Raw genomic sequence first — 11282 nt, forward strand, 5'->3', positions numbered from 1 at the left:
AAGCAAGACGTGCGAGTCTTGCAAAAAGTTTGATTCTGCGAAAAAAAAATTTAAAAAGTGTTTCTGTCTCATTATTCAGCCCATTCTTCCAGAATCGCAACAAGAAAAAGACCCCAGTTTTCACTGGGGTCTGGAACTCATGGTTATTCATGCTCATATTTCTGGATAACAATCGCCGAATTATGTCCGCCGAAGCCAAAGGAATTCGACATGCCAATCCGGAGCTCGGCGTTTCTCGCCTGGTTCGGTACATAATCCAAATCGCATGCTGGATCGGGATGCTCCAGATTGATCGTCGGCGGTATGATGCCTTCTTGCAGAGATTTCACGAGTGCAATGGCCTCCACGCCGCCGGATGCGCCCAGCATATGTCCGGTCATCGACTTGTTGGCCGTTACCGGAATGCGATACGCCTCCTCGCCAAACACTTGCTTAATGGCCGCTGTCTCCGAAAGGTCACCGATGACCGTGCTTGTGGCATGGGCGCTGATGATATCCACGTCGGCTGGAGAGAGGTTCGCCTCGGTCAGGGCCAGCTTCATCGCCCGTGCCGCGCCGTTGCCGTCTTCCGGTGTGGCGACCATATGATAGGCATCCGAGCTGGCGCCGTATCCGATGACCTCGCCCAGAATTTCAGCGCCTCTGCGTAAGGCATGGGAGAGGGATTCCAGAACGAGGATGCCGGCACCTTCCGCCATGACGAATCCATCCCGGTCTGTATCGAACGGCCGGCTGGCCCGGCCCGGTTCATCGTTACGGGAGGAAAGGGCGGTTGCATTCGCGAAGCTGGCTAGCGAGATGTCGGTCAATGCGGCTTCGGATCCTCCCACGATGATGATGTCGGACCGGCCGGCTTGGATGTTAAAGAAAGCCTCGCCGATCGCCGTATTGCCGATCGAACATGCCGTAACCGGTGCCAGCGTGGAGCCCAGCGCCTTGTATTTAATGCTGATGAGCGCGGCCGCCATATTGGGAATCATCATGGGAACCAGTGTAGGACTGACCCGCTCGGGACCCCGCGACGACAGCGTGCCGCTCTGATTCATCAGGGTTTGGATGCCGCCGATGCCGGAGCCGACGTAGACCCCCATGCGCTCATGATCGATCTGATCAAGATCGAGTCCCGACTGGCTTATCGCTTGATCCGCCGCAGCCAGCGCAAACTGGCAGAAGCGGTCCAACCGCCGGGCTTCCTTAACGCCAAACAGCGCGTTTGCGTCAAACTCCTTCACGACGCCTGCTATTTGTACCTTTTGTCTTGATGTGTCCAAATTTTCTATATGTGTAATACCGGACTCTCCCCGAACAAGCCGGGACCAGAACGTCTCAACATCATGGCCCAGCGGCGATATGACGCCCATACCGGTGATAACAACTCTTTCCATGGATCAACAGCCTCCTTAAGACTTTATAACTTGTCAATCTTAAGGTTATAATGTCACGTGTAGTATCCTATTACAAGATACCGTTTATCCTAGTATAAATACTGCTATCCTTAATGAGTGAAGGGGGCTTGTACAATGAATTCCCAGGTTAGGCTGCAAGCGTTGTCGGCATTCTTGAAAGGGCAGCGTGCCAAAATCTCACCCGAGTCGGTCGGACTTCCGCCCGGGACTAGACGGAGAACACCAGGCTTGCGCAGGGAAGAGGTCGCCCAGTTGGCGGGTGTTAGCACCACTTGGTACACCTGGCTCGAGCAGGGACGGGACATCCAGGTATCGTCGTCCGTGCTGGACTGCGTCGCCAATGCGCTTCAGCTAAATGCGGATGAGCGCAGATATCTGTATTCGCTGGCGCTGGAGAGCGGGGCGGAGCCTTATACGGTCAAACAAGAAGCGGTGCAGATCAGTCCGTCCCTGCAAAAAATCATCACTGAGCTAAAATATTGCCCCGTCATGATATCGGATCGGATGTGCAACATCGTGGGGTGGAACCGTGCGGCTGCATACGTGTTCCTGGATTTTGACCGCATTCCGCCCGAGGAGCGGAACATGATCCGGCTGCTCTTCACCCGCAGGGAGTTTCAACGGCTGGCGGTAAATTGGGAGCAGTTCGCCAGCGGCTTCTTGTCGATGTTCCGGTCCTATTACGGTCAATATGTCGAGGATGAGTGGTATGACCGTTTTCTGGAAGAGATGAAGCAGGGGCATCCGGATTTCAATCGGATGTGGGAGCAGAGCCAGGTCAGCTACGCCCCGGAAGTACATCTGGAGTTCCGGCATGCCAAGGCCGGGAAAATGGTATATGAGCTCACGTCGCTCAAAGTGTACGGAAATGATGACCTGCGGTGCAGCATCTATACCCCCGCCCCCGATTCGACTACGGAAGCGAAGCTGCGGCAGCTGATGGAGGAGAAGTAAGCGGAGGGGGGCTGGGTGGCGCAATCGAGGGAAGCGGCGGGGCTTGTGCGTGAAGTAGAGGACCCGATTGCCGATTACACTTGCTGCACTAGAAGTATCGGACTCCAGTTCCACTATATTGCGAGATAACGCCATAATTTCAAACTTAGAGGACACTAGGTACGTTATTGGGCTCGCTTACGGCATTTTTATGCTGTTTTTGCACAAATAACAGATCCCATGTCCGTTCAGTATCTAAAAATGATGAATTTGTTCTAAATAACGTATTCTGTGTCCGTTAATGGTAAGAATCATTCTCCTCCTACCTAACTACCAGCAGGTTGCGCGACGTTCCGGTACCAGCCATCTTGCGCAGTTGAATCAGAGTTCTCCTCGTAAGTGAATTACTTTAAGACTGACCCAATTATTACACTCGTATAGCAAGAGTACCTCAAGTTGAACCGTATTACCCTCGAAAGCGGGAGTACATTAAGTTGAACTGGATTGCCCTCGAAAGCGAGAGTACCTTGAGTGAACTGGATTACCCTCGAAAGCGAGTACCTCAAGTTGAAACAGATTACTCAAGTGAGAGTACTTCAACTGGTTCGAACCTTAGATCTTTTAGCCATACAAGCTTCATGTGCGTAAACAATTTGAAATTTTTCTAAACAACATTACCTTTCTCTAAGCACATGAAACTTCACCGAATAACAAAAGCCCCGTGTCCGCTCAGTGCCTCCGAAAAATCGCAAGTTCTTCAGTGGCCTCGTCCGCATAACGGGGCATTCTATTATTCAACATATGGTTATAGAGCGACACCTGGTGGCTGCCTAGGAGTTCCACAGGCATTCCGCTGTGCTCCACCTGTTGGGGCCGTATGTCCAGATTGAGGTCCTGATCTATGAGGAAGAATTGCCGCAGATCCATCGAATGTCGCCTATCCGTGTACTTCTTGATCCGGCGATTACGCCCAGTCGCGCCGCAGCGTGAAGAGATCCTTCAGCTCATCGGTGGACAGCTCGGTAATCCAGCCCTCGCTGCTTGAGATCACCTGATCGCTCAGCTGCTGCTTGCTCTCCAGCATCTCATCGATTCGCTCTTCGAGCGTCCCCATGGAGATGAACTTGTACACCTGGACATCCTTGGTCTGTCCCATCCGATAAGCGCGGTCGGTAGCCTGATTCTCCACCGCAGGGTTCCACCAGCGGTCGAAATGGAACACATGATTCGCCGCGGTCAGATTCAGACCAACGCCGCCGGCCTTGATCGAGAGAATCATGACATTCGGTTGCTCTTCGGGCGGCAGCGTCTGGGATTGGAATTGCTCGATCATGCGGTCGCGAGTCCGCTTGGGCGTGCTGCCGTTCAAGTACAGCACGGGCTCCCCAAGCTCTTGATGGAGCACCTGCCGCATCATCTCACCCATACCGATATACTGGGTGAAGATCAGGCAGCGCTCGCCCTCGTCCCGCAGCTCCTTCACCATGGACAGCAGCCGCTCCAGCTTGGCTGAACGGTTGACGACAGCTTCGGTGTCGAGCAAGCCGCCTCCTCCCAGCAATTCCGGAAGCGGCTCCTTCGTAAGCAGAGCCGGATGATCGCAGAGCTGCTTGAATTGTGTAAGAGCTGCCAGGATGGCCCCTTTGCGCTCGATGCCCTCGAGCTTTTGCATGCGTTCCAGCAGGCTGTTCACGGTTTGATCGTAAAGCGCACCTTGCTCAGCTGTGAGATGGATATAGGTCTTCATCTCGTTTTTGTCCGGCAGGTCGAGCTGAATTGCAGGATCCTTCTTCTTGCGTCGAAGCATGAAGGGCTTGATCAGCTTCTGCAGATCGGCCGTGCGCTGTTCGCTCCTGTCTTTCTCGATGGCTTGGATGAACCGGAGATTGAACGCGCGCAGGCTGCCGAGATATCCGGGATTGATGAAGTCATAGATGGACCACAGTTCGGACAGCCGGTTCTCAATCGGTGTGCCGGTTAGCGCGACGCGATGTCTTGCCGGGAAACTTCGCACGGCGGCGGATTGCTTGGTGTCGGCATTTTTGATATTTTGGGCCTCGTCGATGCCGATCGCTTCCCACTTCATGTCTCTTAACATTTCTTGATCGAGCGTGGCCGTCGCATAGGAAGTAAGGATGATATCGGCTTGGTAAGCCTCTTTATAGAAATCCTCGCTGCTGCTTCGTTTGCCGCCGTAGTGAAGCATGACCTGGAGCGACGGGGCAAACCGTTCAAGCTCCTTCTGCCAATTGCCCAGCACCGAGGTGGGACAGATCAGCAGGGAAGGGAGGCGTCGCTCTTCCCGCTGCATCGCCGTCTCCTTCACATGCAGCAGGTAGGCGATAAACTGCACGGTTTTGCCAAGACCCATGTCATCGGCAAGGCATGCCCCAAGCCCGTAACGCCGCAAAAAGGCAAGCCAGGCAAAGCCGTCATGCTGATAAGTCCGCAGCTCGGCCTTCAGCCCAGCCGGGACAGGAAGGTTCGGCCATTCGCTTTGTCGGCCAAGCTGGCCGATAAGCTTCACGAGGTGCTCGTTCAGCTCCACCTCAAGCTTGATCCGTTCCGGGTCCCGCGCTTCCTCAGCATCCTGCTGAGTCTGCCCTGACTCATCGTTGTTCCCGAGCAGATGCAGGTGCAGAATATCCTGGAACGATAGGCCTTCCTCACGATCTACGCCCGCCATCATCTGGCGGATTTGGGCGACCAGAGCGGGATCCAGCGGAATCCACTGGCCCCGGAACCGTACCAGCCGTTCGTTCCGGGCAACAAGATCCGCGAATTCCGCCTCGGAAAGAGTAGCTTCGCCGATGGCGATCCGCCAATCGAAATTGACCAGCGCATCCAGACCGAACAGGGAACCGCCGCTGCTTCGCTCGGCGTTCTCGCCCTCGCCCGAGCGTACCTTCGCCCGCAGTTTGGGTTTCTTCTTGCTGGCGGCTTCCCACCAAGCGGGCAGCAGGACCAGCCAACCTGACTGGAGCAGCCGCTGGCTGTCAACGGTCAGGAACTGCCATGCGGCCTCGTCGGACAGAGGCGTACCGAGCACGTCTTCAGCCGGAGCGTGAAGCATACGTGCGGGCAGTGCTGCTTGCAAACCTTGGAGCCAGCCGGAGGATCGCTCCTTGATATGAGCCGTCCATGTCTCCGGCCATGATCCATATGCCTGCCCGTCTTCAGCCAGACGAACGGCTGCAAGCGATGCAGCGTCTAACTTGTCTTGCAATACAAGCCGAAGGCGCCATGCGGCTTCTTCTTCGTCAGGCTCCAACAATTGCAGCAGCGGTCGGAATGGAGCGGTATCCGGCCGCCATCCGATGGCGATCAGCCATGACTTGTCGTCCATGCCTTCGGCTGCCGTGCGGTTCGGCGAGAAGAGAAGAGGGTATTCTCTGCGCAGGTCAGCCGCCGCCTCTTCCCTGCCGTAACACTGATCTTGAACGGCGGCAGAGAACGCTGCCCGTAAGCCCTCATTCCATATCTCGTCTGCACTCAGCAGGGAAAGACGGGACAACTCTTCCGCTGTGAACGCCTCCGGATCCCAAATCCATTGCAGCTTGCCTGATTTGAAGGCACTCAAGCTGGGCGCGTATTGCTTGTCCTGAATGCAAGCTGCCAGCGAAGGAGCAATTTCAATGAAGGGAAGACAATCCTCGTCCCATACCCATTCAATATGCTCGAGCAGTCGTCCATCCGCAAAAAACGGTATGACCTGCTCGGAAGGTAGGATGACCACTTCCATATCCTGAACGGATTGAACGGTGAGCTCTGTTCCGTAGAAGGAAGCTTCGTGCCACGCAAATAAACGGTGCTTCAGGTATTGTCCGGACACGTAACCCCGCATGACGGTAGAGCCGTATATGACGGCATCTCCGTATTCGCTTAACGCCATGTGGACCGTGATGGTTTCTGTGTGTCTGCTCATGATATCAGCTTTCCTCTCCGCAGCTCTTCTTGGAATGCACGAAGCCGGCTGTTTCGTACGGACAATGAGATAATGAACAGATCCCAGCGCTCCTGCTGCTTGAGCTTTTTATATAGCTTGGCCAACCGTTTGAGCAGCTTGACCGCTGCTTTATAGCCGGCTCGGTTCTTATGAAGGATGTACCGCTCGACGGCCTGATGGTAAAAAGGCAGCAGCAGCTCGGGCGCATTCTTCTCAATCGGCGCGAGCTCGCTGACCCGGAGCTCCAGCGGCTCCCGGCCTGTGCTTAATTGGTAGTCGATCCATTCCCGCCATCTGCCGTGCGTGATCAAGGCATTCTGATAGATGTCCTTCGCATAAGGAAGCATGTCGGCAAGACTGCTCCACATCTGTTCAGCCTCCTCGGGCAAGTGCTCTATGACGGCATCCCAATAGAACTGATAGCTGCTGAGATGCTCGTTGCGGTGACTGCCAAGCAGCGGGCCGATCTCCGGGAGCCAGTGAGCCAAGCGTTCCCATTGTTGCCAGGAATGCAGCATGTCGAAGAAGCCCAGGACGGAAGCCGGGGACAGACTGCTAACCTTGTCTGCTTCCTTGATCAGGCTCCAAGACGTTTTGTCTTGTCCGAGGTAGAAGGACATTAAGCCCTGCGCCATATACCACGAGGCACGCGAGAGGGTGCTGCCGAATTCGACTTCGGCTGCCTGTAACTGCTCTAACTCCGCCTGGATTAAGCTGTTGTCCTTTTTGGCAAACGGATAGATCCAGTACATCCAGAGCTGCATATAGACCTGGGCGTAAAATTTGCGGTTCCGCGGCTCGCTCAGCATGCTCCGCCGGACATGCGAAATGGTCTCAGTCAGTCGCTGCTTGAATGCCTCTCCATGTTCGCCGCTCTCAAGCCCTTCATGGAAGATGCGCTCGATTCTGGCCAGGATATGATCCGCTGCTACCTGCGTATGATAGCCGATGTAGGATCCGGAGGAATTCCAGGCACTAGCGGGCTGCTTGACCAGCTTCTCGAGAATAAAGAGATGAGCATGAAACTCGTATAATGATCCCATTTCCGGCGGCATCGGCGGTTTGATGTGATGGAGGGAGGCCAGTGCATTTTTGGCGTAAAATGAGTTCTGCGTATTAGCTCCCAGCGAAGCCGTGCAAACTTCGAACAGCTCATGCCATGCGGAGATCGGCAGCTCGGGCAAATGGTCCGCCTTGACTCTCCATTTTGATGCTCCGGCAGACGGCCGTTCTTGCGCTGGGCTGAAGCCGGACTCGCTTCGGTCATACGAAGAGGTGGAAGCATACGTGGTGGAATGGGCATTAACTAGGGCGTGAATGGAACGACCCTGAAGCTGGGCATAGTCAAGCAGAACAGCCACCATATGCTTGCAGCCTTCATTAACGGGACAACTGCATGTGCTGTCACTCAGCGAATGAAGATGGAGTTGGATACGGTAAGTTTCCGTTCCATCAACGGCAGCCTCAATTATCCCGGAAGCCTCTGTCAACTCGCTTGTGTGAACACGACCTTGCTTGTAATATTGAAACCCCCGTTTAATAGTCAAATCGCTGAAGTAACCGGCGGTTTGTTGAATGAGCGTCTGCCACTGTATATCATCTAACGTTTGGTTTGGGTTCATTATTGGACTCTCCTAAGAGAAATAATTCTAAGTATCCATTTAATCTATCATATTCGCATAGATGAAGAAACAAGCCGGGTCAGCTTTGCACTGGAAAAGCCCGGCAACAGGCTGCTGAACGGGCTTTTTTATGGGTGGAGCAATATGTTGGCATCCTAAGCCTAATATTGAATCGTAAACCGTCCGATCTGATCGCATTCCTCGGCGAACCAGACCTCGCCGCCGGAATCCACGGTAATGCCATGTGGTTCCGCGGAGGGGGTAGGGATCGGGTACTCGGTAATGTCCCCGTTACAGGTAATTCGTCCGATTTGATTGGCTCCCCATTCGGTAAACCATAGATCTTCGCAAACCCCCGCCGTGATGGCATGGGGTCTGGCATTCCCGGACGGGAGCTTGAATTCAGTGAATTCCCCGGCCGTTGTGATTCGACCGATTTGATTGCCGTTGATTTGAACAAACCAAAGGGCGCCATCGGCACCTGCCGTGATGCCGACCGGGCCGGATTGCTCTGTTGGAATGCGGAATTCGGTAATCTCTCCGTCCACCGTAATCCGTCCGATGCAGTTGTTCTGGTTTTCCGTAAACCACAACGCGCCGTCCGGACCGGCTGTAATATAGGAAGGGTACGCCCCTTTGCATGGTAGGTCATATTCCGCGATAACGCCTGCCGGCGTTATATTTCCGATTCGGTTGCCGGTTAGCTCGGTGAACCATATGCCTCCATCCGGACCTTCCGTCAGGCCGTAAGGAGACGAGTTGGCTTCAGGCAGTTCGAATTCCGTAAATGTTCCTTCCACTGTCATTCTTCCGATTTTATTCGCTTTGTACTCCGTGAACCAGAGGTCACCGGTATGGGTAGATAGGATGGACATGACCCCGGCATCCGGAGTCGGCACTTCGAACGTGCGCATATCCCCATCCTTGGTGAGCCGCCCGATCCGGTTTCCTTTTTGTTCCGTGAACCATATGGTCCCATCTTGTCCTGTCGTAATACCATAAGGTCCCGACTCCCGATTTGCTGTCTTGTACTCCTGTGTTATGATCTGCATGCAAACATGCCTCCCTGTATAGAAAGTTGTTAGGAATGCTTAAAGACGGATTCTTCATTTGTCTGAGCATATCCAAGTCACCGCTCATGATCGCACCCATAAGTAGGTTAATTAACTCGATATCAGCGTCCCACCAACGGATCTCCAGCAGCTCCTGATCATGCCAGGATCATAGCTTTTACGAATGCTGCATAAAAAGCCTCCCACTCCGAGATTTCGGAATAGGAGGCTGAATACGGACAAAAGAAGATACCGGCTTCATGAATAAAGAAGCTTCAAGCATCTACCCGTCACATATAAAAAAGCCGCACGAATCCTATCCCGAAAAACCTTATATCGAAGTGTTTTTCCAATGTTTGGGACAGGATTAGTAGATCATCGGCTTTTGGTTCACCCTTTCATTTCTGGTTGCCTAGACTTTACCACAGGAGATTCAGTAGTTTCAATCCTAAATGATCTGAAGTTCACATTCACAATCGCCGGTTTCTTTTCTCATCGATGTAAAGCTCGACAGCTGTTATGGCACGAATCAAAAATTTAATAAGCAGATACAATGCATACAAACCAAGCAGCTTAAAAAGTCCGTTTATAATTAATATCAACATAGGCCATATACTAAACATGGAACCCATACAGCCCACCTCCCTTCAACATTTTTCGCACAGGACCTTCCTGGCACCGGCATCAGAACCATTTTGAACTCATTATATTCCATAATATAACAATCATATCCGATTCTAACATAACAGAAGGATCGTACTCATGTTTTTACATAAGATGGGGCAAATTCTTGGAGGCTCTGCAGGAAGGGGACGACAGAGGAAGTATTTTCATTATTTGTTGATATGGACTAACCAATCCCGGTCACGATGCGTTAAAGTTTATAAGGATTCATATTTTCAGCTAAGGAGATTTAAAGAACATGACAACCCAGAAATGGACAAAACTGGCGGCAAGCGGCGCTATAGCGGCCACAATGCTGTTAAGCTCGATGGTACAGGCTCAGGCTGCGGCTGTGCACAAGAAGGACTTGGAATTGAACATCAATCATTATGTTGTCACAACGGACGTTAAACCCGTTATCGTGAATGGTACGGCGCTGGTCCCTTTGAACACGGTGAGGGAATATTTGAAGCCTATGCAGCTCCGCTGGAACAACAAGAACAAGACGGTAACCGTCAACACAGGCACCGATCAAGTCACCCTAAAGATGGGGAGCAAGGAAGCCAAGGGAAAGGGGAAGATCTACACCTTGTCTGTTCCCGCTCAACTAAAGGATGGGCGCGTCATGGTTCCTGCTCGATGGATGGGGGAGCTGTATGGTGCACAGGTAAGCTTGGATACGAAGGCCGGGATGGTCTACATCTATACACCGGAAGTTGACGTGTCGACGGCTGAGGAGAACCGGGATGTGAAGCTGTATCCGGTAAGCGCCACGAAATACGGCAGATATGAAGGAATGGTGGTCGAGGTCGAAGGAAGGAAACAGGTCTTTAAGGACTGGAACGGCGGAGATGGTATGCGTAAACCCGTCCTTCAATATCAGGATGTTACAGGCGATGGCAAGCCGGAAGTTGTGGTGTTCTATGTGAACGGGACCGGCACGGGTCTTTACATGGGGGAGATGCATGTAGTCGATGCCGAGACTCTGAAGGAAATTCCTATCGAATCATTGGAACAGGCGGTATCGAGCCATGTGCAATCCAACATTGAGAATTATGCAGACCACTTTGTGATCAAACTTTGGATCGACGGGAAGGAGTATGTCGAAAGGATCGAGGATGATTCCAAGGATAAAAGCTACCTAAATGATAAGGTTGGCTTCGGGGCCGTCGTCAGACACAAACTAGCGGAAGGCCAGCTTGTTACGGAAGCTGCGGGAAGCATCAGCCCTGCCGGCTTCGCTGGCGATCTCCAAATAACATACCGATTTCAAGAAGAGTTGAACCGGTTTGTGGTGGATGGCATTGAATATAGTAGTCTGGAAGAATGGGGGAAGTAACGGTTTATTGATGTGGAACTTTAGATCTACATATAAACGCATATCTGATGAGACGTTATGAACATGGACTAGAAGCATAAATCTTGATAGAATGATGTGCTTCGCTTATCAAAAGGGTGCTACGGCGCCCTTTTTTGTGCTTTTTTAATGTCCAGTCCATCCCACTTATTCCCTCCATACTCTCCAAAAAGGAACCAGAGAGAATGGAGCATATAGAACCTATGCAGGAAGAATTCAACCTCTTTCATAGGCCTTTATTACCATTTACTTGAGTCTTAAGATTCCTCTAAGATAGTTAATAAACCTGACACATTTTTGCTA

Annotated in this window: 6 protein-coding genes; 2 read left to right on the forward strand and 4 right to left on the reverse strand. The window is 52.4% G+C overall.

Annotated features, from left to right (window positions below):
- Positions 1–143: 143 nt before the first annotated feature.
- Complete coding sequence (gene fabF, locus NYE54_RS02530; protein ID WP_339269790.1) at positions 144–1385, reverse strand: beta-ketoacyl-ACP synthase II; 1242 nt, start codon at positions 1383–1385, stop codon at positions 144–146.
- A gap of 135 nt (positions 1386–1520) precedes the next feature.
- Here fabF and NYE54_RS02535 point away from each other — a divergent pair, with 135 nt between their 5' ends.
- Positions 1521–2360 carry a helix-turn-helix transcriptional regulator gene (locus tag NYE54_RS02535; protein WP_339269791.1) on the forward strand — a complete coding sequence of 280 codons (840 nt, stop codon included), beginning with the start codon at positions 1521–1523 and terminating at the stop codon, positions 2358–2360.
- Positions 2361–3303: 943 nt separating this feature from the next.
- Here NYE54_RS02535 and NYE54_RS02540 read toward each other — a convergent pair.
- The 3 genes from NYE54_RS02540 to vgb(C) all read right to left on the reverse strand — a co-directional run bounded on the left by NYE54_RS02540 (position 3304) and on the right by vgb(C) (position 8959).
- Positions 3304–6264, reverse strand: coding sequence for a DEAD/DEAH box helicase (locus NYE54_RS02540; RefSeq protein ID WP_339269793.1), 2961 nt, complete (start codon positions 6262–6264; stop codon positions 3304–3306).
- The gene (locus NYE54_RS02545) at positions 6261–7907 is read right to left on the reverse strand and encodes an SWIM zinc finger family protein (RefSeq protein WP_339269795.1); all 1647 of its coding nucleotides are present in this window, start codon (positions 7905–7907) and stop codon (positions 6261–6263) included. The genes NYE54_RS02540 and NYE54_RS02545 overlap by 4 nt, the downstream gene beginning before the upstream one ends.
- Before the next feature lie 161 nt (positions 7908–8068).
- Positions 8069–8959 (reverse strand): streptogramin B lyase Vgb(C), encoded by an 891-nt coding sequence (vgb(C), locus tag NYE54_RS02550; protein WP_339269796.1) that lies wholly within the window; start codon positions 8957–8959, stop codon positions 8069–8071.
- A 922-nt stretch (positions 8960–9881) separates the two neighbouring features.
- Between vgb(C) and NYE54_RS02555 the strand changes: the two genes are divergently transcribed.
- Entirely contained in the window at positions 9882–10961 is a 1080-nt protein-coding gene (locus NYE54_RS02555) for a copper amine oxidase N-terminal domain-containing protein (RefSeq protein ID WP_339269798.1), read from the forward strand.
- Positions 10962–11282: the final 321 nt, after the last annotated feature.

The organism is Paenibacillus sp. FSL K6-1330, from assembly GCF_037976825.1.
Taxonomy (GTDB): domain Bacteria; phylum Bacillota; class Bacilli; order Paenibacillales; family Paenibacillaceae; genus Paenibacillus_AQ.

Bases quoted from the DNA above. Each gene is read 5' to 3' on its own strand.
- fabF (WP_339269790.1), bottom strand. From the start codon at position 1,385: ATGGAAAGAGTTGTTATCACCGGTATGGGCGTCATATCGCCGCTGGGC.
- NYE54_RS02540 (WP_339269793.1), bottom strand. From the start codon at position 6,264: ATGAGCAGACACACAGAAACCATCACGGTCCACATGGCGTTAAGCGAA.
- NYE54_RS02545 (WP_339269795.1), bottom strand. From the start codon at position 7,907: ATGAACCCAAACCAAACGTTAGATGATATACAGTGGCAGACGCTCATT.
- NYE54_RS02535 (WP_339269791.1), top strand. From the start codon at position 1,521: ATGAATTCCCAGGTTAGGCTGCAAGCGTTGTCGGCATTCTTGAAAGGG.
- NYE54_RS02555 (WP_339269798.1), top strand. From the start codon at position 9,882: ATGACAACCCAGAAATGGACAAAACTGGCGGCAAGCGGCGCTATAGCG.